The organism is Elioraea sp. (assembly GCF_022842375.1).
In the GTDB taxonomy this organism is placed as follows: domain Bacteria; phylum Pseudomonadota; class Alphaproteobacteria; order Acetobacterales; family Acetobacteraceae; genus Elioraea_A.
In genome coordinates this window covers 71,846-94,679 of the sequence record NZ_JALHPR010000005.1, presented here as the reverse complement: position 1 = coordinate 94,679, position 22,834 = coordinate 71,846, and the positions used below count along the sequence as shown (strand labels likewise).

Genomic DNA, 22,834 nt, shown 5'->3' with positions numbered 1-22,834 from the left:
CCGTGCGTTCATGAAGGGCGCGCTGCGCCGTGCGGGGCAGCATCAAGCAGGCTGGCGAGCGTTGCGTTGAATTCCTCTGCCGCCTCGTAGGCGACCCAGTGGCCGGCGCCGGGGATCACCGCGAAGGCGGCATCCGCCTGCGCCGCGCGCAGCACCTCGCCACGCACGGCGATGTTGCCGCGTGCGACATTGTCCTCGCCCCCCCAGATGCCTGAGAGCCTGCCGCGAATGCGCGGCAGCGCCTGGCGCAGCGTGTCGGTGCGGCTGATCACTGGGCTCTTCACGCGTCCGTTCTCGGCATTCCGCTGCTGCAGGTAGAGAGCGAGCGGGTCGATCCTGCGGGGATCGGCAAACATCAGGATCGCCAGGTTATCGCGGTGGACGGCGAGCCGCGCCTCACCCGGTTCCGCCGCGCGCCAGGAGCGCAGCGGTTCCATGTCAGCCCGCGGCAGGCCGAGCCCGCCGGCCCCGACGGCAACGAAGTGCCCGAGCCTGTCGCCAAGCCCCGCCGCGACATGGCCGCCGAGCACGCCGCCGAAGGAGAAGCCGACGAGATCGACCGTCTCGCCGGGAAAAAGGATGCGATCGAGGCCGGCGAGAAGGATCGACGCCAGCCCCTCGGCCGTGTGCGGTTCCGGCGCGTGAGCGGATTCGCCAAGCCCCGGCAGGTCGACAGCAATGACGCGGTGGCGCGCGGCAAACGGCAGGATGGTGCGGATCCAATGCGTCCATGACCCGTAACCGCCATGGAACAGCACGAGCGGCGGCCCCGCCCCCCAGGCCCGCCAGACGAGATCACCCTCGCCGCAGGGCGTGAGCATCCGAGTGGACTGCGCTTCGATCGCGGCGATGATGGCGGCGGGCGCGGCACCGAGCGCGGCGAGATCGGACGGGATCGGCGCCGGGGCGAGCCCGGCGTCGGTTGCCGCCGCCATCAGATGATGTTCCCGGCACGAAACGCCGCGATCGCCGCCGCGTCGTAGCCGAGCTCGGCGAGCACCGCATCGCTGTGCTCGCCGCGCTCGGGCGTCGGCAGACGGAGCATCTCGGGCTGCGGGGCGGCGGAGAGGTTGATCGGCTGCCCGACCATGCCGAGCGTACCTTGCGTCGCGTGCTCCACCTTCCGCGCGATGCCGAGATGTTGCACCTGCGGGTCGGCGAAGGTCTCGTCGATGCGGTAGATCGGGCCGCAGGGAACGCCCGCCCGCGTCAGGAGCTCGGTGATCTCGGCACTCGTGCGCGTGCGCGTATGGTCGGCGACGATGGCGTTCAGCGCCTCACGGTTGCGCGTCCTGAGGCCCGTGTCGGCGAAGTCCGGGTGAGTGATCAGCTCCGGCCGGCCGATCGCCTCGCACAGGCGACGATAGAGCCTGTCGCCGGCGGCGGCGATGTTCACCTGGCCGTCGCGCGTCGGGAACACGCCTGTCGGCGTGCTCGTCGGGTGGTTGTTGCCGGCCTGCTTCGGCACCTCGTGGTCGATCAGCCAGCGCGCCGCCTGGAAGTCGAGCATCGCGATCTGGGCCTCAAGGAGCGAGGTGTGGACCCACTGGCCCTGCCCCGTCACCTCGCGGTCGAGCAGCGCGATGAGCACGCCCTGGGCGAGGAAGTGGCCGGAGGTGAGGTCGGCGATCGGGATGCCGACGCGTGTCGGCTCCTGCCCGGGATGGCCGGTGATCGACATCAGCCCGCCCATGCCCTGCGCGATCTGGTCGACGCCAGGCCGGGTCGCGTACGGCCCGTCCTGCCCGAAGCCCGAGATGCTGCCGTATACGATGCGCGGATTGACCGCGCTGACATGCGGATAGTCGATGCCGAGCCGCACCTTCACGTCGGAGCGGTAGTTCTCGAGCACCACATCGGCGGTTTCGACCAGCTTGAAGAAGATCGCCTTCCCCTCCGCCTGCTTGAGGTCGAGCGTCAACCCCCGCTTGTTGCGGTGAAGGTTCTGGAAGTCGGATCCGCCGCGACGGCCGATGACGCCGCCGCCGGCCTCGTCATCGAGCGCTGCGGGAGGCTCGATCTTGATCACGTCGGCGCCCCAGTCGGCGAGCTGGCGCGCGCAGGTCGGCCCTGCGCGGTGGGCCGTGAGATCGAGCACCCTGAACCGCTCCAGGGGCAGACGCCTTTCACTCACTGCGCACTCTCCGCCGACAGTTGCACCGGCCGGCGCAGTGCTGCGCTGCCGTATCGTGCGGGCAGCGTATGGACCGCGCGAAGGGTGATCAAGGCCCGGCGGCGCGGATAACGATGATCGCGGCATCTCGTCTCCGCGCTCGCCCGGTGCTATCGGGGCATCGACGGTCGCGACGACGCGCACCGAGGGGGAGCGAGACGATGGGCGAAGTGACGGCGCCGCTTGCTGGAAAGGTGGCCCTGGTCACGGGTGCCGCGCGGCGCAACGGGCGGGCGACGGCCCTGGCGCTGGCCGAACGCGGCGCGGCGGTGGTCGTGAACACCCGCGCCTCGATCGGCGAGGCGGAGGGCGTTGCCGAGGAGATCCGCGCGCGCGGCGGCAAGGCCATGGCGCTGCTCGCCGACGTGACTTACGAGGCTCAGGTCGCCGCGATGGTGGCGGAGACCGTCTCGCGCTTCGGCCGCCTCGACATCCTCGTGAACAACGCCGCCGATCGCGCGATTGCGCCCTTCCTCGAGATGGAGCTCTCCGCCTGGCGGTCGGTGATGTCGATCATCCTCGACGGCGCGTTCCTGTGCTCGCGCGCGGCGCTGCCGCACATGATCGCCGCCGGCGGCGGCAGGATCGTGAACATGGGCGGGGTCACGGCGCATATCGGCGCATACCAGCGCGCGCATGTGAGCACGGCGAAGGCCGGCATCGTCGGGCTGACGAAGGCGCTGGCGGTCGAGTTCGCCGAGCACAACGTCACGGTGAACTGTGTGGTGCCGGGCAAGATCGGCGGCCAGCGCAGCGCGACGTCGGGCGAGCCGCCGTCACGCCCGGGCGGTTCGCCGCAGCCGCTTGGCGGCGGCGAGGGAACGGTGGATCAGGTCGCGGCGATGATCGTGCATCTCTGCCTGCCGGCGAGCGCGTTCATCACGGGCCAGTCGATCCACATCAGCGGCGGCGCCTACCTCCCCTGAGGCGGCGCCGCGCTGGCGTGGTTCAGCGCGCGGGCTGGGCGGTGCCGTTGTTCAGCGCGCTGCCCGAGACATCGTTGATCGACAGCGACGGGTCGAGGCAGAGGATGTCCTCGAACTCCGTCACGTTGTGGATCTCGGTGCCCATCGAGATGTTCGTCACGCGCTCGAGGATGAATTCGAGCACCACGGGAACCTGGTGCTCGTCCATCAGCGCACGGGCGCGCTCGAACGCCTCCTTGAACTCGTTCGGGCTCTTCACGCGGATCGCCTTGCAGCCTAGGCCCTCGGCGACCGCAACGTGATCGACGCCGTAGCCTGCGACCCCCTCCTCCTCCGGCGTGTTGATGTTCTCGAAGGCGAGCGACACCTCGAAATCCATCTGGAAGCCACGCTGCGACTGGCGGATCAGGCCGAGATAGGAGTTGTTCACCACGACGTGCAGGTAGGGCAGCTTGTGCTGCGCCCCGACCGCGAGTTCCTCGATCAGGAACTGGAAGTCATAGTCGCCCGAGAGTGCGACGATCTCGCGATGGGGGTCGGCCGCGCGCACGCCAAGGGCCGCGGGCAGCGTCCAGCCGAGCGGGCCGGCCTGGCCGCAGTTGATCCAGTTGCGCGGCTTGTACACGTGCAGGAATTGAGCGCCGGCGATCTGCGAAAGCCCAATCGTCGAGACGTAGCAGGTGTCCTTCGGGAACGCGTCGTTCATCTCCTGGTAGACGCGCTGCGGCTTCAGCGGCACCTGCTCGAAATGCGTCTTGCGCAGCATGTTGCGCTTGCGGTGCAGGCACTCGGCTGCCCACGTGCTCCGGTCGGCGAGCTTGCCGGCCGCCTTCCACTCCTCCGCCACCTGCACGAACGTCGTCAGCGCGGCGTGCGCGTCGGAGACGATGCCGAAATCGGGGTTGAACACGCGGCCGATCTGCGTCGGCTCGATGTCGACATGGACGAACTTGCGGCCCTGCGTGTAGGCCTCGATCGAGCCGGTGTGCCGGTTCGCCCAGCGGTTGCCGATGCCGAGCACGAAGTCGCTCTTCATGAAGGTCGCGTTGCCGTAGCGGTGCGACGTCTGCAGGCCGACCATGCCGGCCATCAGCGGATGGTCGTCGGGGATCGCGCCCCAACCCATCAGCGTCGGGATCACGGGGATGCCCGTCACCTCGGCGAACTGCACGAGCAGGTCGGAGGCATCGGCGTTGATCACGCCGCCGCCGGCGACGATCAGCGGCCGCTCGGACGCGTTGAGCATCGCCATCGCCTGCTCGATCTGCGCCCGCGTCGCGGCAGGCTTGTAGACCGGCAGCGGCGCGTAGGTGCTCTCGTCGAACTCGATCTCGGCGTTCTGCACGTCGACCGGCAGGTCGATGAGCACGGGGCCAGGGCGGCCCGACTTCATCACGTGGAAGGCCTGCTGGAACACCCGCGGCACGAGGCCGGGCTCGCGCACCGTCACGGCCCACTTCGTCACGGGCTTGGCGATGCTCTCGATGTCGACGGCCTGGAAATCCTCCTTGTACAGCTTCGCGCGCGGCGCCTGCCCGGTGATGCAGAGGATGGGGATGCTGTCGGCCTGCGCGGTATAGAGGCCGGTGATCATGTCGGTGCCCGCAGGCCCGGACGTGCCGATGCAGACGCCGATGTTGCCCGGCATCGCGCGGGTGTAGCCGTCGGCCATGTGCGAGGCACCCTCGACATGGCGGGCGAGGATGTGGCGGATGCTGCCGCGGCGCTTCAGCGCGGCGTAGAGCGGGTTGATGGCGGCCCCGGGCACGCCGAAGGCGACCGTCACGCCCTCCTTCTCGAGCACGCGCACCGCCGCCTCGATCGCAGGCATCTTCGCCATCGTTCGCACTCCCTGGACGACATCACCGGTCCCCCGGAACGGTCGTTCCGTGGCCGTGAGGGAGATAGGGCACACGCGGGGCCCGGGCAAGGCACGCGGGAGGGCATTCCACGATGTGGAACGGCCCGCCGATCGCCACCCGGAATCAACGGGTTGAGCGCCCGCCGAGCTGCCCCGTCACGGCATCCGCCGCCGCCGCGACAAGCCGGCCCGACGCGATCAGCGCCGCATCGCCGATCCGCGCGAGGGGGCCGGAGAGGGAGATCGCGGCCAGGGGAAGCCCATCCTCGTCGCGGATCGCTGCTGCGACGCAGCGAAGCCCGATCGCATGCTCCTCGTCGTCGATGGAGAAGCCGCGCTCACGGATGCCGGCAAGGTCGGCGCGGAGCTTCCGCGGCGTGTCGAGCGTGCGCGGCGTCATTCGCGGCAGCCCGTGCGCCTGGAGGATGCGCGTGACATCGGCATCGGGCAGGCACGCCAGCATCGCCTTGCCGACGCCGGAACAATGCAGCTTCACCCGGCCGCCGGGCCGCGAGATGGCGCGCATCATCTGACGGCTCTCAACCTGGCCCATGCAGACGGCCTCTCCCCCCTCCTCGATGTAGAGATTCACGGTCTCGCCGCTCTCCTCCATCAGCCGCCGCATGGCCGGCCGTGCTATGGCCAGCACGTCACGCGCGCGGCGGAAGCTCTGCCCCACGATGAAGGCCTGCACGCCGACCTGCCACACGCCCTCGGCCGCGATGAAGCGGACGAAGCGCTGGCCCTGCATGGTGGTGAGCAGCCTGTGCGCGGTCGACGGCGCGAGGCCGACGACCTGCGCGATGTCGGCGAGCGCGAGACCGTCACTGCTCTCGGCGAGCGCGTTCAGGAGCGAGAGCGCACGGGTGAGGGATTGCACCTGGCTCGGGTCACGCGCCGGCGCCTTCGCGCGCCGCGTTGCCTGCCGTGCCGCACCCGCCATGCCACCCTCCCGCGCCGAACCGGCGGGACGCTAGCGACGCGGACGCAAGAATGGAAGCCCATCCCGCATCGCGGGATGGGCGTGTCGGCTACGAGTTCGGGCCGCGCGTCATTGCATAGGGCTGCCAGCGCGCGAGGCCGGAGGCCGGCAGAACGGTGGGGTTCACGCAGCTCATCGGCCAGCGGCCGGAGAGGACGAGCGACAGTTCCTGCCCGACGCGGCGCTTGCGCGCCGGATCGAACCGCGCGGAGGCGGAGGCATTGTGCGGCGAGAGGATCACGTGCGGCATCGCCAGCAGCTTGTTGTCGGGCTTCGGCGGCTCGACCTGGAACACGTCGAGGCCTGCGCCGGCGATCCATTTCTCCTCGAGTGCTGCGATCAGTGCCGCCTCGTCGACCGTGGGGCCACGGCCGGTGTTGATGAAGATCGCGGTCTTCTTCATCTGCCGGAAGTGCTTCTCCTTCAGGAAGCCGCGCGTCAGCGGCGTGTCCGGCTGGTGCATCGACACGAAATCGGACTGCGACAGCACCTCGGAGAGCGAGCCTGGCCGCACGCCGTAGTCAGACAGCGTGAGCTCCTCCACGAACGGGTCATAGGCGATCATCGAGAGGCCGAAGGCGCGGGCGCGCACGGCAACGGCGCGCGCGACGCGGCCGAAGGCGAGGAAGCCGAGCGTCATGCCCATCAGCCGCGGCACCTGCAGCAGCTGCGGCCGCCCCTCGGTCCACCGCCCCTCGCGCACCATGCGGTCCTGCTCGATGGCACGGCGATGGGTGGCAAGGAGCAGCATCATCGCATGGTCGGCCACCTCCTCGATGAAGGTGTCGGGGCAGTTGGTGACGGGAATACCCTTCGCCGTAGCGGCGGCGACATCGACATAGTCGACGCCGACGGTGCCGAGCGCGATCAGCCTGCACTTGGTCAGCGCGTTGATCATCGCAGCGTTGAACTTCATGCCCTTGGCGTAGACCGCATCGGCCTTCGGCGCGGCCGCGATGAAGCCGTCCTCGGTCGCGGGGCATTCGAGGATCTCGACGTCCATGCCCTCGAGGGCTTCGAGCTCATGGTCATAGCCGCCGCCAGCGGTGGTGAATGACGCACCGGCGGGTGTCAGGATGGTGAACTTGGCCAAGGGGTGGAACTCCGTCGTTCAGGAGGGCGCTATTCCTTCACCGCACCGGTGAGGGAGGAAACATAGTAGTCAACGAAGAACGAGTAGAAGATCGCGACCGGCAGCGAGCCCAGCAGCGAGCCGGCCATCAGGGCACCCCACTGGTAGACGTCACCGGTCACGAGCTCGGTCAGGATCGCGACAGGGACGGTCTTGCGCTCCGAGGACTGGATGAAGGCAAGTGCGTAGATGAACTCGTTCCAGGAGAGAGTGAAGCTGAAGATGCCCGCGCTGATCAGCCCGGGCACGGCGAGCGGCAGGGTGATGCGGCGAAGAATTTGCAGCCGCGTCGCCCCGTCGATCAGCGCGCACTCCTCGAGCTCGTAGGGGATCGACTTGAAGTAGCCAATCAGCAGCCAGGTGCAGAACGGCACGAGGAATGTGGGATAGACGAGGATGAGCGCGAGCGGGCTGTCGAACAGGCCGAGCTGCACCACCATGGTGGCGAGCGGGATGAAGAGAATCGAGGGCGGAACCAGATAGGCGAGGTAGATCGCAAGCCCGACATAGGGGCTGCCCCTGAACCGCAGCCGCTGGATCGCATAGGCCGCGAGCGTCGAGGCGAAGATCGAGAGGAAGGTCGAGCCGATCGCCACGCCCATCGTGGTGAGGAACCACGAGGGATAGCCCGTGTTGAACAGCAGGTGGTTGATGTGGTCGAGCGTGGGCGACGTGATCCAGAACGGGTTGTGGTTCTTGAAATCCATCAGCTCGGCGTTCGGTTTGAACGCGGTGATGGTCATCCAGTAGAACGGGAACAACAGGATCAGAATGAAGCAGGAGAGCGGCAGGTAGATCGTGATGAATCGCCGCTGCTTGCTCTCCCACGCCATCGTCTCTGGCGCGTTGTCCTGCGGAATGGCCGCTGCGGCGTCAGTCATTGCTCTCTCCCTGCTGCCACTTCCGCCGCGCAAGAGCGAAGTAGCTGAATAGCGTCGCGAATACGAGGAAGGGGATCATGCTCACCGCGATCGCAGCCCCTTCGCCAAGCTGGCCCGCCGGAATGCCGCGCTGGAACGCGAGGGTGGCGAGAAGGTGCGTCGAGTTCACCGGCCCGCCGCGCGTGATTGCGTAGACGAGCTGGAAATCGGTGAAGGTGAAGATGATCGAGAACGTCATCACGATCGCCAGGATCGGCATGATCATCGGCACGGTGATGTAGCGGAACCGCTGCCACGACGTCGCGCCATCAAGCATTGCCGCCTCGTAGAGCGAGGGCGGAATGGTCTGAAGCCCCGCGAGGAGCGAGATCGCGACGAAGGGAATGCCACGCCAGACATTCGCCGCGATCAATGACCATCGCGCCGGCCAGGCGGTCGCGACGAAGTCGATGTTGGTGTCACGCCACCCCAGCACATCAACGAAGACATAGGAGATGATCGAGAACTGCGGATCGTAGATCCACCAGAACGCGATTGCTGAGAGCACCGTTGGCACGATCCACGGGACGAGGATGATGGCGCGGATGAAGCTCTTGAAAGGGATGTGGTTGTTGAGCAGCAGGGCAAGCCAGAGGCCCAGCGCGAACTTCAGCACCGTTGCGACCCCGGTATAGAACACCGAGAAGAAGACCGCCCCCCAGAAGATCGGATCCCCGGCGAGCCAGATGAAATTCTCGAGCCCGACCCAAACGCCGCTGCGCCCGATCGTCGCGTCCGTGAAGGCAAGGTAGATGCCGAGCCCGAGCGGGTAGGTGAGGAAGACCAGCAGCAATCCAACTGCCGGCATCAGGCAGATCACGATCAGGAAGGGCTTCCAGTCGAACAGCCACGCGAGCCATGTCTGCTCGCGCTTCTCTGGGACCCAGCGCGCCGGGGCACCCGCCTGTTGCATCGTTTCGATCCTCGGTTGCGGCGGCGCGCCCCATCGCCGGGCGCGCCGCCCCCTCTCGGTCAGCGGGCGCGGAAGTGACGCTGGGCGCGGCGCTCGGCTTCGCGGACGGCCTGCTGCGGCGTCGACTGCCCGGCGGCAACTGCGGCGCACATCTGCACCATGATGTACTCGTTGTTCGCGGCGGCAGAGGCCTGGCTGATCGGCCCCTTGTAGCCGAGCCAGTAGTCGGACTTCATCGTGTCGCGGAACACCGAGACCTTGGGGTCGCTGGTCCACACGGCACTCGCGCCGTAGTTCGCGAGTGGCTGCGACCAGTAGCCGAGGTTGGCCTGCAGCCAGGGATCGTACTGCTCCGCCTCCATCAGGAAGGCGATCAGCGACTTCGCCGCGTTGGGAAACCTGCTGTGGCGGAAGGTCATCGCGTTCAGCGTCAGCCCGGCCATCGGCGAGGCTGATGCAAGGCCCTTCGGCATCAGCGTATGCTCGGTATCCGCCGCGATCGCGGCCGTCGCCGGGTCGTTCTTGAGCGAGAAGTAGAGCGACACGCCGTTGGAGGTGAGCCACAGCTCCTGCCCCGCATAGGCGCGGTTGTTGGAGATATCGCCCCAGGCGACCGTGCCCGGAATGAAGGTTTCGTAGAGCTGCTTCAGATACTCGAGGGCGGCGATCGTCTCCGGGCTGTTGATCGCCACGCGACCATCCGGATCGACGAGGAAGCCGTTGAACGACCAGATGAGCCAGTTGGCGAAGCCGTTGCCGTCGCCCACCGCGTTTCCGAGCGCGAAGCCAGACGGCTTGTTGGCTGCCTTCAGCTTCCTGCAGAGGTCGAGGAGTCCGGCGTGATCCTCGGGCGGTGCCTGGAATCCAGCTGCATTGACCGCCGATTTCCGCCATACGAGCGGGCCGCCGGAAGCGCCGAAGGGAATGCCGATCCAGGTGTTCGAGTTGTGCCGCTTGCCGTAGCGCTGCGCCATCGGCAGCCAGCCGCCATAGCGTGCGCCGAGATATTCCGCGACATCGCTCTGGTCGACGAGCTTGTCGACATAGATGTGCGGGCTCTCGTTGAAGCCGATGATGACGTCCGGGCCGGCACCGGTGTTCGCCGTCACCGCCGTCTGCTGGCTGATGTCCTCCCAGCCGACGAAGTCGACGCGCACCTGCACGCCTGTCTGTGCGGTGAAGCGGGCACAGTTCGCGCGGAACACCTCCTCGTCGGGCTGCACGAAGCGCACAGGGCGCAGCATTCGCAGTGTGGCACCACTCTCGATCGGCCAGGATGGCGGGGTAACGGCAGCGCGCTGAATCTGTGCGGCACCCGGGCTCGCGCCGAGCGCGGTTGCCGCCGCAGCCGATGCGCCAAGCATCAGGGTGGAACGACGTGTGATGATGTTTGCCATGGTGAGTTCCCTCCGTGTTGTTGTTTTGTCAGCGTTCCGTATCAGGCCATCTACCACTTCAGGCCGAAATGCGACGGCCCGTCTGCCGATCAAACAAGTGCACGAGTGCCGGGTCCGGCATCACCGGCAGCACGTCGCCGTGTCGCGCGCTCACCCGCTCGCGGAAGGCGCCGAGCATCGCGGTCTCGCCGCAGCGAAGCACCACCTGCGTCTCCGATCCCGTCGGCTCTACGACCTGGACGGTCGTGCGGATGCCGTCAGGATCGAGGCGGAGATGTTCCGGCCGGATGCCATAGATCACCTCGGCCGGACGCTCGCCGGTGCCGTTCGGCGGCAACGGCCAGGCGGCACCATCGGGCGTGCGGAACGCGCCGTCCTCGATGCGCCCCTCGAGCATGTTCATCGCCGGGCTGCCGATGAACCCGGCAACGAACAGATTGTTCGGGCGATCGTAGAGATCGAGCGGTGCGCCGAACTGCTCGACCACACCGTGGTTCATCACCACGATCTTGTCGGCCATCGTCATCGCCTCGATCTGGTCATGCGTGACGTAGACGGTCGTGACCTTCAGCCGCTCGTGCAACTCCTTGATCTCCGCGCGCATCTGCACGCGCAGCTTGGCGTCGAGGTTCGAGAGAGGCTCGTCAAACAGGAACACCTGGGGGTTGCGCACGATCGCACGGCCCATCGCCACGCGCTGGCGCTGGCCGCCGGAAAGCTGGCGCGGATAGCGGTGCAGCAATTGGCCGAGGCCGAGGATTTTCGCCGCGCGCCCGACCTCGTCCTCCATCACCGACTGCGGTGCATTGGCGAGCTTCAGCGAGAACGCCATGTTGTCGAAGACGGTCATGTGCGGGTAGAGCGCATAGTTCTGGAACACCATCGCGATGTCGCGATCCTTGGGCGGCACGGTGTTCACGACACGCCCGCCGATCGAGATCGTTCCGCCGGTGATGTTCTCGAGCCCTGCGATCATGCGCAGCAGGGTCGACTTCCCGCAGCCTGAAGGCCCGACGAGCACGACGAACTCGCCATCGGCAATCGAGACGTAAACGTCCTTCAGCACCTGCGTGCTGCCGAAGAACTTCGTGACACCGGTGACCTCGACGGTGGCCATTCCATCTCCCTCGGATGTCTTATTGCACGCAAGGCTTCCAACTCAGGCGATGCGCGAGACGGCAGTCTCCTTCGCCGTGATGAATTCCACAAGCGCCGGCTTGCCCTCGCGCGTCGCGGCGATGCCGCGCTGCAGCGCGGGGACGATGTCGGCCGCGCGCTCGACACGCTCGCCGTGCCCGCCGAAGGCGCGCGCCATCGCCGCATAGTCGCCGCTGATGTCGGTGCTGCGATACTTTTCCGTCGAGATCGGCATCACCTTCAGCTCGATCGCCATCGAGAAATTGTTCAGCAGGATCGAGAGGATCGGGATGCGCTCGCGCACCGCCGTCTCGAAATCCATGCCGGTGAAGCCGATCGCCGCATCGCCCCACACGTTGATACAGAGCTTGTCCGGTTCCGCAAGCTTCGCCCCCATTGCGAGCCCGAGGCCGTAGCCAAGCTGCGTCGTCTTGCCCCAGCCGAGATAGGAAAGTGGCTCCGTCGCTACCCAGAAGGGCGAGAGCTGGTCACGCGGGCTGCCGGCATCATGCGTGATGATGGTGTTTGCCGGATCGACGGTCGCGGCGAGGTCGCGCAGCACGCGATAGGGCGAGAGAGGGCTCGCATCGCTGTCACGCTTCTCCGCCCAATGCGCGAGCCAGGGCGTGCGGATTGATTCGATCTCCGCCACCACGGGTGCCGCGTCACGCTGCCCGCGGACACGATCGGCCAGAGCGGCGAGCAGCGCGTCGAGCGTGAGCCCCGCGTCGCCGACCAGGCCGATCTCGATCGGCACATCCTTGTTCAGATGATCGGGGTCGAGCGTTGCGTGGATGATGCGCTTTCCCTTGGGCATCGCCACCGCGAAGCTGCTCTCGGTGAACGAGCAGCCGATGCCGAGGATCACGTCGGCCGCCTTCAGGAAATGCGGCACGGGCGCTGGAACGGCGAGCCCGCCGGAGCCGAGCGCAAGGGGATGGTTTTCGGGGAACGCGCTCTTGCCGCCGAGGCTCGTCGTCACGGGTGCAGCGAGCAGTTCGGCGAGCGCGCGAAGCTGCGGCCAGGCGCGTGCCCAGTGGACACCCTGCCCGGCATAGATCACTGGCCGCTTCGCGCCTGCGAGAAGCGCTGCCGCGCGATCGACATCGGCAGGATCGGGGCCGTAGCGGGTTGCGACCACGGGCGTGTAATCGAGCGCGCCGGGAAGCTCCTCGTTCCACATGTCGGTGGGGATCTCGACCAGGCACGGCCCGCCGCGGCCGTTGCGCAGGCGCGAGAAGGCCCGGCGCATCACCGCGGCGACATCGGCGGCCGAGACGATCGGCTCGGCCGACTTGGTGATGCCGCGCATCTGCACCGAGGAATTGAAGTTCGGGTCGATGTGGGCGAGCCGCCGCGGATAGCCCATCGGCAGCACGAGCACGGGCACGCTCTCGCCGTAGCACTGCGCGATGCCGCCATAGGCGTTCTCGGCGCCAGGCCCGTGCTGCATGCAGAACGCGCCAAGCGTGCGGCCGGACGTGACACGCGAGATCGCATCGGCCATGTGCAGGCCGATCCTCTCCTGGCGCACCATGATGGGGCGGATGTCGATCGCAGCGGCGTACTCGATCAGGTGGTTCACCGGATAGCCGGTGAGGATCGAAATGCCTTCACGCCGCATGATCTCGGCGATGGCTTCGCCAAGCTTCATCTGCGTCCCTCCCTTTCGGCCGGCAGCGTCGCAGCGCCGTGCCCGCCCCGCCATCGGTGAGACGACGACAGGTCCGCGCTTGCAACGAAGGCTAGACCTCGTTACGCCGCCGCCGCAACCCCCAGGCAACGCGCTGCGCGATCCCACGGGGATTGACAAGGACGGCGGCGCTGACCACCACTATTGCCAACAGTTAACAAATGCCCGGCGCATCGAAACATGATGCACCGCAACAATGGGAGGGATGATGAGCGACTCCGTGCCGCATGCGGGAAGCGCAGTTACATCGTCGGTTCCAGTGACGGGCGTCGCGCACTGGGTGGACAAGGGCGACGTTCGCCTCTTCCTCTGGGAAAAGTTCACCGGCGGGCCGGGTAGCAAGCGCGGCACGGTCCTCTTCGTGCACGGCTCCTCCATGGCCTCGACGCCGACCTTCGACCTCCAGGTTCCCGGCCGGCCGGACGTGTCGGTGATGGATGTGTTCGCCCGCGCCGGCTACGACTGCTGGTGCGTCGACAACGAAGGCTACGGCCGGTCATCGAAGCACCGCGACATCATCTGCGACATCGCCACCGGGGCTGATGACCTCGCGGTCGCCGCCGAGTACATCGCGGCCACGCGCAATGCCGCGCCGCTGCTCGTCTACGGCATCTCCTCGGGCGCCCTGAAGGCGGCCCTCTTCGCCGAGCGCAACCCGGGCCGCGTCGCGCGGCTCGCACTCGACGCGTTCGTGTGGACGGGCGAGGGAAGCCCCACGCTCGAACAGCGCAAGAGGAAGCTCCCCGAGTACATGGCGGCCGGGAAGCGGCGGCCGATCGATCGCGCCTTCGTGCACTCCATCTTCACGCGCGACCATCCCGGCACGGCGGACGACGTGGTGGTGAACGCCTTCGCCGATGCCATCCTCGCCCTCGACGACAGCGTACCGATCGGCACCTACGTGGACATGTGCCTGAACCTTCCGGTGGTCGATCCGGCGAGGATCACCTGCCCCACCCTCCTGATGCGCGGCGAGTTCGACGGCATCGCCGGCATGGATGACCTGCTGTCGTTCTTCCGCCGCCTGCCCAACCCCGACAAGCAGTTCGCCGTGATGCCGGGCATCGCGCATGCGAGCTTCCAGCAGAAGAACTACCGACTGGTGCAGCACATCCTTGCAGCCTTCTTCGCGCAACCCGCCCCGGTCTACACCGCCGCCGGCGGCGCCAGCGGGCAGTGAAGCCTCGGCGCGACAGGGCTCGACACGACGAGACGACAGGAAGGAAAGTGACGATGACGCAACAGGGCATCTCGCGCCGCGGTGTTCTCGCCGCCTCGATCGGCGCCGCCGTCGCACCCGCAGCGGCGCACGCACAGGCAGCGTTTCCCGCCCGGAACTTCCGCGTCGTCGTCCCGACCGGCCAGGGCGGCGGTGCCGACAGGCTCGCGCGCAGCTTCGACGATGCGTGGACGAAGTTCCTCGGCAAGCCGTTCGAGTACGAGTTCTTCCCCGGCGCCTCCGGCCAGGTCGGCTACGAGCTCTACACCGGCCGGCGTGAGGCGGACGGCTACAACCTCCTCTTCGGCAACATGGGGCCGGAGATGATCATGTATGCGCTGCAGAAGCCGCGCTTCAAGTTCCCGGAAGACCTTGTCTATTTCTGCCGCATCGACGTCGACGACAGCTGCGTCTTCGTCCGCAAGGACAGCCCATTCCGCAGGATCGAGGACGTCGTGGCGGAGGCCAAGCGCCGGCCGCTGAACACCGCGACGAGCCGCATCCCCCACCCCGCCTCCATCGGCGTGCTTGCGCTGGGCGAGGCGACGGGCAGCCGGTTCAACCTCATCCCCTACGCCGGTGGCAGCCCGACGCTGGTCGCGGTGATGAGCGGCGAGGCGGATATCGGCGTGCTGCCGATCGCGGGCGTCGTCGCGCAGCAGGACCGGCTCCGCGTGCTCGGCGTGTTCAACCGCGAGAACATCCTCGCCGCCAAGACCGAGAACGCACCGCCGATCAACGCGGTGTTCGGCACCTCCATCCCCGATCTCTCCTCCTCGCGCTCCTGGGCCATCCACGCGCGCGCGATCGAACGCTATCCGGATCGCTACAAGCTGCTCGAGGAAACGTCGGTGAAGGCGCACGCCGACGTGGCCTTCCGCGATGCCTACCTCAAGACCGGCGCGCCGATCGAAAGCCTCAGGCACGGCGATCGCGCTACCTGCACCGAGTATGCACTCGCGATGATCGAGCTCGCCAACCGGTACGCGCAGCAACTCACCGCGCGGCGCGGGTAGCACCTGATGGCGGAGAAGCGCGCAGCCGGCACGGAGCTCATCATTCCCGCGCTTGCGGTCGCCTTCACAGCCTATTTCTTCTGGACAGTGGCGGAGCTGAACTGGGAAGCCAAGGCGAACGGCATCGTCATCGGCAGCATCCTCGTGCTGCTCGTCGGGCTGCTGCTGCTGCGCACGGCGGTGCAGGTCGTGCGCGGCGAAGTATCGCTGGCGATTGACTTCGGTGGATGGACGGAAGCGAACCGCAGGCGCGTCTGGCTGCTGGCCATCACCGTCGCGTTCCTCCTCGTCCTGCCGACGCTCGGCACCTCGATCTCGCTCGCCCTCATGCTGCTCGCGGCGATGTGGGTGATGGGCGCGCGGCACTGGCCGAGCCTGCTCGGCGTCGCGCTCGCGCTGCCTCTGCTGACCTGGGCATCGCTGATGGTGTTCATCGGCACGCGCCTGCCGCAGGGCCCGTTCGAGGCGCTGATGTTCTCCCTGACAGGTCTTGGGATCGGCGAATGACGCTGCGTTGTGCGGTAGCCCGATAGATGGGGTGGGACCCAGCGCTGTTCCTCGAGCTGTTCGTCCGCTCTTGGGAACTCTGGTGGGCCATCTGGCCCGGCATCCTGCTCGGCCTCATCGTCGGGGTGCTGCCGGGCTTCAGCCCGCAGAACACGCTGATCATCCTGCTGCCCGTCACGCTCGCGATGCAGGTCGACGCGGCGCTCGCCTTCATGGTGTCGCTCTATTGCGCGAACCATCTCTCGGGCGGCATCCCTGCGATCCTGATCAACATCCCAGGCTCGGGCGGTGCGGCGGCCACGACGATCGACGGCTACCAGATGACGCGGAAGGGCCAGGGCCAGCAGGCGCTCGTCCTTTCCTTCGTCGCCTCCGTCGCCGGCGGGCTTATCACCTCCGTCGCCGTGCTCGCCTTCCTCCCTCTGCTCGCCGATCTCGGCCTGAAGCTCCGCTCGGTCGAGATGGTGGTGATCATCCTGTTCGGGCTGACGCTGATCGCCGTGATCGCCGCGCGCGACATGTTGAAGGGGCTGATCGGCGGGTGCTTCGGCCTGATGCTGGGCGCGATCGGCACCGATGCCGTCTACTCCACCCCGCGCGCGACCTTCGGTTTCCTCGAGCTGTACGACGGCCTGCCGCTCGTTCCCGTGCTGATCGGTCTCTTCGCCATCGGCGAGGCGCTGGCCATGGTCGAGGAGGAGACGATCATCGGCGAGGGCGCGGCGCGCGCCGGTGCCCAAGGTGCGCGCTGGGCCGATACGATCGACGGCCTCTGGATGAGTCTGCGCAACTGGTGGCACATCGTCTGGACGGGCTTCATCGGCCTCGTCATCGGCATCCTGCCGGGTGCCGGCGCCTACATCGCCGCCTTCGTCGCATACCAGCAGTCGCGCCTCTGGTCCAAGACGCCGGAGCTCTACGGCACCGGTCATCCGCAGGGCGTGATCGCGCCCGAGAGTGCCAACAACGGCGTGACCTCCGGCACCCTCGTGCCGATGATGACGATCGGCGTGCCGGGTGGTTCGACGGCCGCGGTGATGATGATCGTGCTGCAATACCAGGGCATCGTGGTCGGGCCACGCCTGTTCACCGAGACGCCGCAGGTCGCCTACGGCGTGTTCGTGATGATGACGGTCGCCTACATCATGATGATCCCGCTCGTGCTGCCGCTCGCGCGCTACGCATCGAAGGTGGTGCTGGTGCCGACGAAGTACCTGGTGCCGATCATCATCGGGCTCACCACCGTCGGTGCCTTTGCCGATCGCGAGTATGCATTCGACATGGGCATCGCGATTGTCTTCGGCATCATCGGCTACATCGCGACGCGCACGAAGTTCCACGTGACGTCGATCCTGATCGGCGTGCTGCTCGGCCCGGTGTTCGAACGCTACCTGCTGCGCTCGCTCCGCATCGGACAGGGCGATCCGATGATCCTGTTCTCGAGCACCGTGGGCAACGTGCTGTGGGCCATGTTGGTGATCTCGGTCGTCCTGCCGATCTGGCGCGACAGGCAGCTTGCACGCCGCGAGGCGACATCGAAGAAGGGAGCGTCATGAGCGAGGCCATCGACAGCCACAACATCCGCCGCATCGCCTGGCTCGACATCGCCGGCGGCGGCCAGGTGCGCGTCGAGGGACGCTACGCGTATATCGGGCACATGAAGCCGCCGCACGGAACGACGATCATCGACATCGCCGATCCGCGGAACCCGCGCGTGCTCGCCACCATCCCGCTCGAGGGGGATGCGTCGCACACCCACAAGGTGCGCGTGGCGGGCGACATCATGGTGACGAATGTCGAGCAGAACGATCGCCACGCGCTGCGCCGTGCCCGGCGCCTGCCCGAGATCGAGGCCGCCTTCGCCGCCGAGCATGGGCGGGCCGCGACGGAGGAAGAACTCGCTGCCGCGCTGAAGGTGCCCACGTCGCTGATGCCGAAGCTGCGCGCGTCGCTCGGCGCGCCCGCCTACGACCAGGGCGGCTTCCGCGTATGGGATATCTCCGACCGCACGCGCCCGCGCCTGCTCACGCACCAGAAGACCGGCGGCGTCGGCGTCCACCGCTTCGACCTCGATGACCGCTACGCCTACATCTCGACCGAGATGGAAGGTTTCGTCGGCAATATCCTCGTCATCTACGACATGGCCGACCCTGCCCGGCCGCGCGAGGTGTCGCGCTGGTGGATGCCCGGCCAGCACGTGGCCGGCGGCGAGACGCCGACCTGGCCGGGGCAGCAGCACAGGCTGCACCACACGCTCAGGCACGGCGACATCCTGCATGCCGCCGTCTGGTATGCAGGGGTGAGGACGATCGACGTCTCCGACATCACGAGGCCACGCACGATCGGCGAGTACCGCTACCACCCACCCTTCCCCGAGCCCACCCACACCTTCATGCGCATCCCAGGGCTGATCGGCGGCCGCGCCATCGCCGCTGCGGTGGATGAGGAGCATGAGCACACGCCGGGTCAGCTGCATGGCGGCATCTGGCTGTTCGACGTGACCGACCCAGCGCGCATCACGCCCATCTCGATGTGGCACCTGACCGAGCGCGCGAGCCCGTTCGTGACGAGTGGCGAACGGTTCGGCGCGCACCAGTTCCAGGAGCGGATGCGCGACAGCTGCCTCTACACCGCCTGGTTCGGCGGGGGCTTGCGCGTCATCGACATCGCCGACCCCGCGAAGCCGGCGGAGGTTGCGTGGTGGCTGCCAAGCCCCCCGCCCGGACAGAAGAGCCCGCAGGCCAATGACGTCGACCTCGACGGCGAGGGGCTGATCTACGTGATCGACCGCAACCGCGGCCTCGAGATCCTCGAGCGCACCGCATGAGCGTTCCGGTGTTCTTTGCGGCAGGCGCGGTGAAGACCGCCGTGGAAGCGCTGCTCGCTTCCCCCGGCGCGTGGCCGGCGCCGCACCCGACCGTGAGCTACGGCACGGTCGGAGCGTTGCGCGACCGGATCGTCGGCGGCGAGGCATTCGATGCCACCGTGCTGTCGGCCGAGGCGATGGCGCTGCTGGCCCATCGCGGCCTCGTCGCAACCGCGACGATCACGCCGCTCGGCACCACCGGCACCGGGCTCGCGGTGCGCGCGGGCCTCGCCTTTCCGCCGATCGACACCGAGGCCGGCTTCCTCGCCGTGCTGAAGGCCGCGCGCAGCATAGCATGGGCAGACCCGTCAAGCGGGGCCACGGGCGGCAGGCATTTCGCCGCCGTCATCGAACGCCTCGGCATCGCCGACGAGGTGCGCGGCAAGAGCCTGCTGTTCCCCTTCGGCGTCGAGGCCGTCGATGCCTGCGAGCGTGGCGAGGCGGAGATCGCCGTGAGCCAGGCGACCGAGATCGTCGGCAGGCCGGGCGTGGCGCTGCTCGGGCTGCTGCCGCCGCCGCACGACCTCGTCACGCGCTACGTCGCGGCCGGCCGCGCCGATACGCCGGCAGGCCGCAGCATCATCGGGGCACTGACCAGTGACGCGGGGCGCGCGGCGCTCGCCGCGATCGGCTTCGAGGGAGGAACGCGATGATGACGGCATCGGCCGTGCGCGCGGCGGAACGCCCGCTTGGCCGCGGCGGGGCAACGATCTCGGCGATCGGCCTCGGCTGCATGTCCCTCTCGGGTGTCTATGGCGAGGCGGATGACGACGCGTCGATCGCACTGGTCCAACAGGCGATCGGGATGGGGGTGACGCATCTCGACAGCTCCGACATGTACGGCTGGGGGCACAACGAGACGCTGCTCGGCCGCGCGCTCGCCGGGCGGCGCGACCAGGTGCTGCTCGCCTCCAAGTTCGGCCAGGTGCGGCGCGAGGGCGGGGGGAACGGCGTCGATGGCAGGCCAGAGCACGTGATGGCCGCGTGCGAGGCGAGCCTCAAGCGCCTCGGCGTCGAGGTGATCGACCTCTACTACCAGCACCGCGTCGACCCCACCGTGCCGATCGAGGACACCGTCGGTGCGATGGCGCGACTGGTGGCACAGGGCAAGGTCCGGTTTCTCGGCCTCTCGGAGGCCAGGCCGGACACGATCCGCCGCGCGCATGCGACACACCCGATCGCCGCGGTGCAGACCGAGTATTCGCTTCTCTACCGCAAGGAGGCGGAGGAGACGCGGGCGGTGACGCGGGCGCTCGGCATCACCTATGTCGCTTATGCCCCGCTCGGCCGCGGGCTGCTCACGGGTGCCGTGCGCACGGCCGATGACGTTGGCGGCAGGCGGGCGGCGCATCCGCGCTTCCTGCCCGAGAACCTGCCGCGCAACCTCGCCCTGGTGGATCGCGTCGCCGCTTTCGCCGCCGCCAAGGGCTCCACGCCGGCGCAACTCGTTCTCGCCTGGCTGCTGGCACAGGGCGATGACGTCGTCGCGATCCCCGGCACGCGGCGGATGGAGCGGGTGCGCGAGAATCTCGGTGCGCTCGCCGTCACCCTCTCGCCGGACGAGGTCGCCGCCATCTCGGCCGCCGTGCCGCCCGGCGCGGCGTCGGGCGAGCGCTATCCTGCCGCGAACATGAAGGGCGTCTACCTCTGACGGGTTGCAGCAGCGCTGCTGCCCGTATCGCGGGAATAGAAACGCGGCTCGCACGTTTTCCCCCCTGCCGACAGCCCTGCTCGCCAGAACGGCGACCGGCGGCCGCGTCGGTCACCTCTGAGGCGGGAGAACACCAATGGCACGTCCGACAAACGGTCCCGACAGGCTGTTCGGGACCAACCTTGCAGATGTCATCAACGGGCTCGACGGCGATGACGAGATCTTCGGCGGCGGCGGCAACGACCGGCTGTTCGGCGGCGATGGCAACGACCTCGTCGAGGGCGAGGACGGCGATGACCGTGTCGAGGGCGGCAAGGGCAACGACATCCTCTACGGCGGAATCGGCAACGACACGCTGCTCGGCGGCGAGGACAACGACGACCTCTACGGCGGCGACGGCAACGACACGCTCGATGGCGGACAGGGCAGCGACTGGCTGTTCGGCGGCTTCGGCGACGATATCCTCCGCGGCGGCGAGGACGCTGACCTGCTCGAGGGCGGCAACGGCAATGACCGGCTCGAGGGCGGCAACGGCGAGGACGAGATGTATGGCGGCCTCGGCGACGACACGCTGCTGGGCGGTGCGGATGCCGATCGTCTCTTCGCCGGCGACGGCAACGACCTCGTCCGTGCCGGCACCGGCGACGATTTCATCGGCGGCGGCTTCGGCGATGACCGCCTGTTCGGCGAGGACGATTCCGACCTCATCTTCGGCGATGCCGGCAACGACAGGCTCGATGGCGGCAACGGCGACGACGACCTCCGCGGCGGCGACGGCATCGACGTGCTGCTCGGCGGGTTCGGCAACGACAGGCTGAACGGCGGCGCCGGCGCCGACACGCTGACGGGCGGCGCAGACAGCGACCTGTTCCTGCTGTGGAACAGCGCGGCCGACGCCGACCGCATCACCGACTTCACCACCGGCACCGACAAGCTGCTGGTCGAGGCGGAGTGGTTCGGCGGCGGGCTTTCGGCCGGCAACTCGCTGGGCGAGGCGCAGTTGGTGCTGAACGGCGCGGCCCGTGTCGCGGGCCAGGGAACCTTCCTGTTCAACACCACCAGCGGGCGGCTCTCCTGGGACGCCGATGGCGCGGGCGGCGCGGCGGCGATCACGGTCGCTACGCTCGCCGGCACGACGAACCTGACGATCTCGGAATTCGAGATCTTCTGAGCAAGCCGGGCGCGGCCACCGTCGACGGGGCCGCGCCCAACCTCAATCCTGGCTCCACGGAGATGCCACCATGTTCTTCCGCTCCGCACCGGCGCCGAAGATCAGCTTCACCTGCGCGCCCGAGAACCACGGCGTGATCGCCGAACCGGTGCCGGCGAAGGCCGCGCTGCCGGACTGGTTCCGCCGGCTGCCGCCGGTCGACAAGCCGCGCCTTACGGCCACGAACAACGCGCTCACCGTGAAGCGCTGCATGCCGTTCCTCGATGCGATGGTCGCCGGCTGGATCATGCCGCTCGCCGCGACCGTCAGGCTCGAGATCACCGATGGCGGGCGCACGGTGAACACGGGGTGGGAGTTCGACGGCGTGATGGTGAGCAACCATTCCCCGCCGCAGGTCGCGGGCAATCCGATGGAGCCGCGGCCGCCCTGCAAGTTCCACAACTACTGGACCATCCGCACGCCGCCGGGCTGGTCATGCCTGTTCGTGCCGCCGCTCAATCGACCCGACGCGGTGTTCACCTGCGCAGCCGGCGTCGTCGACACCGATACCTACGCCTCGCCCGTCCATTTCCCCTTCTTCGCGACAGCGCCCGACGGGATCTACACCATCGCACGCGGAACGCCGCTGGTGCAGGTGGTGCCGTTCCGGCGCGCCGATCTCGGGATCACGGCGGAGATCAGGGCAGAGACGGATGACGAGGCAGTCACGCGCGAGCGCATCCGGCGCAGCACCCTTGCAGATGATGGCTGGTACCGACGTGTCGCCCGAGGCGTGCGCTGACGGGAGCGTGAGCAACCGGATGGGAATAGCAGTGGCGGCGCACCCGTTCTTCCCCATGCCGGCCAGACAGGTCGGTTTCGCAACGACAGAGATGGAGGAAGACATGATCAAGCCGCTGTTCACGCTGACGGCAGCCGGGGCTGCCCTCGCCGTGGTCTCCGCCACCGAGGCAAAGCCCACCATGCCCGAGCGGTCATTGACGCCGACCGTCCAGACTGAGCCGAAGGCGCCGGCGCCGCTGCGCTTCGCGAGCAACAGCTCCTCGAACTCCTCGAGCAACAGCTCGTCCAACTCCTCGAGCAACAGCTCGTCCAACTCATCGAGCAACTCGTCCTCGAACTCCTCGAGCAACAGCTCGTCGAACTCATCCTCGAACTCGAGCAGCAACAGCAGCCGCTGACGCTTCCAGGTTTTCTGGCCAGAACGCGAAGGGGGAGGAGCGGCCGCGGCCGTTCCTCCCCCGATCCAAGTCCGGACCAGACCGGAGGC

General features: G+C 68.0%; 21 protein-coding genes. 11 read left to right on the top strand and 10 right to left on the bottom strand.

Annotated elements, in window-relative coordinates:
* Positions 1 to 8: 8 nt before the first annotated feature.
* Together Q0C38_RS06495 and Q0C38_RS06490 are read right to left on the bottom strand one after the other, a co-directional pair.
* The gene (locus tag Q0C38_RS06495) at positions 9 to 935 is read right to left on the bottom strand and encodes an alpha/beta fold hydrolase (RefSeq protein ID WP_291296258.1); all 927 of its coding nucleotides are present in this window, start codon (positions 933 to 935) and stop codon (positions 9 to 11) included.
* Entirely contained in the window at positions 935 to 2,134 is a 1,200-nt protein-coding gene (locus Q0C38_RS06490; RefSeq protein WP_291296257.1) for a CaiB/BaiF CoA-transferase family protein, read from the bottom strand. Before Q0C38_RS06490 ends, Q0C38_RS06495 begins: the two co-directional genes overlap by 1 nt.
* A gap of 200 nt (positions 2,135 to 2,334) precedes the next feature.
* Between Q0C38_RS06490 and Q0C38_RS06485 the strand changes: the two genes are divergently transcribed.
* Positions 2,335 to 3,099 (top strand): SDR family NAD(P)-dependent oxidoreductase, encoded by a 765-nt coding sequence (locus tag Q0C38_RS06485; protein ID WP_291296256.1) that lies wholly within the window; start codon positions 2,335 to 2,337, stop codon positions 3,097 to 3,099.
* A 22-nt stretch (positions 3,100 to 3,121) separates the two neighbouring features.
* Here the strand turns inward: Q0C38_RS06485 and gcl are convergent, their stop codons facing one another.
* From gcl to Q0C38_RS06445, 8 genes are all read right to left on the bottom strand, one after another.
* Positions 3,122 to 4,939 carry a glyoxylate carboligase gene (gcl, locus tag Q0C38_RS06480; RefSeq protein WP_291296255.1) on the bottom strand — a complete coding sequence of 606 codons (1,818 nt, stop codon included), beginning with the start codon at positions 4,937 to 4,939 and terminating at the stop codon, positions 3,122 to 3,124.
* A gap of 145 nt (positions 4,940 to 5,084) precedes the next feature.
* Positions 5,085 to 5,903 carry an IclR family transcriptional regulator C-terminal domain-containing protein gene (locus Q0C38_RS06475; protein ID WP_291296254.1) on the bottom strand — a complete coding sequence of 273 codons (819 nt, stop codon included), beginning with the start codon at positions 5,901 to 5,903 and terminating at the stop codon, positions 5,085 to 5,087.
* Positions 5,904 to 5,991: 88 nt separating this feature from the next.
* A complete protein-coding gene (locus Q0C38_RS06470; protein ID WP_291296253.1) occupies positions 5,992 to 7,035 on the bottom strand; it encodes a C-terminal binding protein in 1,044 nt (347 codons plus the stop codon).
* A gap of 29 nt (positions 7,036 to 7,064) precedes the next feature.
* The gene (locus Q0C38_RS06465; RefSeq protein WP_291296252.1) at positions 7,065 to 7,955 is read right to left on the bottom strand and encodes a carbohydrate ABC transporter permease; all 891 of its coding nucleotides are present in this window, start codon (positions 7,953 to 7,955) and stop codon (positions 7,065 to 7,067) included.
* On the bottom strand, positions 7,948 to 8,907 hold the full coding sequence (locus tag Q0C38_RS06460) for a carbohydrate ABC transporter permease (RefSeq protein ID WP_291296251.1): 960 nt from the start codon (positions 8,905 to 8,907) through the stop codon (positions 7,948 to 7,950). Before Q0C38_RS06460 ends, Q0C38_RS06465 begins: the two co-directional genes overlap by 8 nt.
* A gap of 59 nt (positions 8,908 to 8,966) precedes the next feature.
* On the bottom strand, positions 8,967 to 10,304 hold the full coding sequence (locus Q0C38_RS06455; protein WP_291296250.1) for an ABC transporter substrate-binding protein: 1,338 nt from the start codon (positions 10,302 to 10,304) through the stop codon (positions 8,967 to 8,969).
* A 58-nt stretch (positions 10,305 to 10,362) separates the two neighbouring features.
* Positions 10,363 to 11,421: an ABC transporter ATP-binding protein gene (locus tag Q0C38_RS06450; protein ID WP_291296249.1), complete on the bottom strand. Its 1,059-nt coding sequence runs from the start codon at positions 11,419 to 11,421 to the stop codon at positions 10,363 to 10,365.
* 42 nt (positions 11,422 to 11,463) lie between these two features.
* A complete protein-coding gene (locus tag Q0C38_RS06445) occupies positions 11,464 to 13,095 on the bottom strand; it encodes a thiamine pyrophosphate-requiring protein (protein WP_291296248.1) in 1,632 nt (543 codons plus the stop codon).
* A gap of 247 nt (positions 13,096 to 13,342) precedes the next feature.
* Between Q0C38_RS06445 and Q0C38_RS06440 the strand changes: the two genes are divergently transcribed.
* The 10 genes from Q0C38_RS06440 (at position 13,343) to Q0C38_RS06395 (ending at position 22,745) form a co-directional block, all read left to right on the top strand.
* Positions 13,343 to 14,314, top strand: a complete 972-nt coding sequence (locus Q0C38_RS06440) for an alpha/beta hydrolase (protein WP_291296247.1) — start codon at positions 13,343 to 13,345, stop codon at positions 14,312 to 14,314.
* 53 nt (positions 14,315 to 14,367) lie between these two features.
* Positions 14,368 to 15,369 carry a tripartite tricarboxylate transporter substrate-binding protein gene (locus tag Q0C38_RS06435; protein WP_291296246.1) on the top strand — a complete coding sequence of 334 codons (1,002 nt, stop codon included), beginning with the start codon at positions 14,368 to 14,370 and terminating at the stop codon, positions 15,367 to 15,369.
* Positions 15,370 to 15,375: 6 nt separating this feature from the next.
* Complete coding sequence (locus Q0C38_RS06430) at positions 15,376 to 15,876, top strand: hypothetical protein (protein ID WP_291296245.1); 501 nt, start codon at positions 15,376 to 15,378, stop codon at positions 15,874 to 15,876.
* A gap of 26 nt (positions 15,877 to 15,902) precedes the next feature.
* On the top strand, positions 15,903 to 17,432 hold the full coding sequence (locus Q0C38_RS06425) for a tripartite tricarboxylate transporter permease (protein ID WP_291296244.1): 1,530 nt from the start codon (positions 15,903 to 15,905) through the stop codon (positions 17,430 to 17,432).
* Complete coding sequence (locus Q0C38_RS06420; RefSeq protein ID WP_291296243.1) at positions 17,429 to 18,703, top strand: LVIVD repeat-containing protein; 1,275 nt, start codon at positions 17,429 to 17,431, stop codon at positions 18,701 to 18,703. The genes Q0C38_RS06425 and Q0C38_RS06420 overlap by 4 nt, the downstream gene beginning before the upstream one ends.
* Complete coding sequence (locus tag Q0C38_RS06415) at positions 18,700 to 19,395, top strand: substrate-binding domain-containing protein (protein ID WP_291296242.1); 696 nt, start codon at positions 18,700 to 18,702, stop codon at positions 19,393 to 19,395. Before Q0C38_RS06420 ends, Q0C38_RS06415 begins: the two co-directional genes overlap by 4 nt.
* Entirely contained in the window at positions 19,392 to 20,393 is a 1,002-nt protein-coding gene (locus Q0C38_RS06410; protein WP_366937242.1) for an aldo/keto reductase, read from the top strand. Before Q0C38_RS06415 ends, Q0C38_RS06410 begins: the two co-directional genes overlap by 4 nt.
* Positions 20,394 to 20,529: 136 nt before the next feature.
* The gene (locus Q0C38_RS06405; RefSeq protein WP_291296241.1) at positions 20,530 to 21,564 is read left to right on the top strand and encodes a calcium-binding protein; all 1,035 of its coding nucleotides are present in this window, start codon (positions 20,530 to 20,532) and stop codon (positions 21,562 to 21,564) included.
* Between the two features lie 70 nt (positions 21,565 to 21,634).
* Positions 21,635 to 22,345, top strand: a complete 711-nt coding sequence (locus Q0C38_RS06400; RefSeq protein ID WP_291296240.1) for a DUF6065 family protein — start codon at positions 21,635 to 21,637, stop codon at positions 22,343 to 22,345.
* 91 nt (positions 22,346 to 22,436) lie between these two features.
* Positions 22,437 to 22,745 carry a hypothetical protein gene (locus tag Q0C38_RS06395; RefSeq protein WP_291296239.1) on the top strand — a complete coding sequence of 103 codons (309 nt, stop codon included), beginning with the start codon at positions 22,437 to 22,439 and terminating at the stop codon, positions 22,743 to 22,745.
* Positions 22,746 to 22,834: the final 89 nt, after the last annotated feature.

Coding starts and splice junctions, on each gene's coding strand:
- Q0C38_RS06495 (WP_291296258.1), bottom strand. CDS start 935: ATGGCGGCGGCAACCGACGCCGGGCTCGCCCCGGCGCCGATCCCGTCC.
- Q0C38_RS06485 (WP_291296256.1), top strand. CDS start 2,335: ATGGGCGAAGTGACGGCGCCGCTTGCTGGAAAGGTGGCCCTGGTCACG.
- gcl (WP_291296255.1), bottom strand. CDS start 4,939: ATGGCGAAGATGCCTGCGATCGAGGCGGCGGTGCGCGTGCTCGAGAAG.
- Q0C38_RS06475 (WP_291296254.1), bottom strand. CDS start 5,903: ATGGCGGGTGCGGCACGGCAGGCAACGCGGCGCGCGAAGGCGCCGGCG.
- Q0C38_RS06465 (WP_291296252.1), bottom strand. CDS start 7,955: ATGACTGACGCCGCAGCGGCCATTCCGCAGGACAACGCGCCAGAGACG.
- Q0C38_RS06460 (WP_291296251.1), bottom strand. CDS start 8,907: ATGCAACAGGCGGGTGCCCCGGCGCGCTGGGTCCCAGAGAAGCGCGAG.
- Q0C38_RS06455 (WP_291296250.1), bottom strand. CDS start 10,304: ATGGCAAACATCATCACACGTCGTTCCACCCTGATGCTTGGCGCATCG.
- Q0C38_RS06450 (WP_291296249.1), bottom strand. CDS start 11,421: ATGGCCACCGTCGAGGTCACCGGTGTCACGAAGTTCTTCGGCAGCACG.
- Q0C38_RS06445 (WP_291296248.1), bottom strand. CDS start 13,095: ATGAAGCTTGGCGAAGCCATCGCCGAGATCATGCGGCGTGAAGGCATT.
- Q0C38_RS06440 (WP_291296247.1), top strand. CDS start 13,343: ATGAGCGACTCCGTGCCGCATGCGGGAAGCGCAGTTACATCGTCGGTT.
- Q0C38_RS06435 (WP_291296246.1), top strand. CDS start 14,368: ATGACGCAACAGGGCATCTCGCGCCGCGGTGTTCTCGCCGCCTCGATC.
- Q0C38_RS06430 (WP_291296245.1), top strand. CDS start 15,376: ATGGCGGAGAAGCGCGCAGCCGGCACGGAGCTCATCATTCCCGCGCTT.
- Q0C38_RS06425 (WP_291296244.1), top strand. CDS start 15,903: ATGGGGTGGGACCCAGCGCTGTTCCTCGAGCTGTTCGTCCGCTCTTGG.
- Q0C38_RS06420 (WP_291296243.1), top strand. CDS start 17,429: ATGAGCGAGGCCATCGACAGCCACAACATCCGCCGCATCGCCTGGCTC.
- Q0C38_RS06415 (WP_291296242.1), top strand. CDS start 18,700: ATGAGCGTTCCGGTGTTCTTTGCGGCAGGCGCGGTGAAGACCGCCGTG.
- Q0C38_RS06410 (WP_366937242.1), top strand. CDS start 19,392: ATGATGACGGCATCGGCCGTGCGCGCGGCGGAACGCCCGCTTGGCCGC.
- Q0C38_RS06405 (WP_291296241.1), top strand. CDS start 20,530: ATGGCACGTCCGACAAACGGTCCCGACAGGCTGTTCGGGACCAACCTT.
- Q0C38_RS06400 (WP_291296240.1), top strand. CDS start 21,635: ATGTTCTTCCGCTCCGCACCGGCGCCGAAGATCAGCTTCACCTGCGCG.
- Q0C38_RS06395 (WP_291296239.1), top strand. CDS start 22,437: ATGGAGGAAGACATGATCAAGCCGCTGTTCACGCTGACGGCAGCCGGG.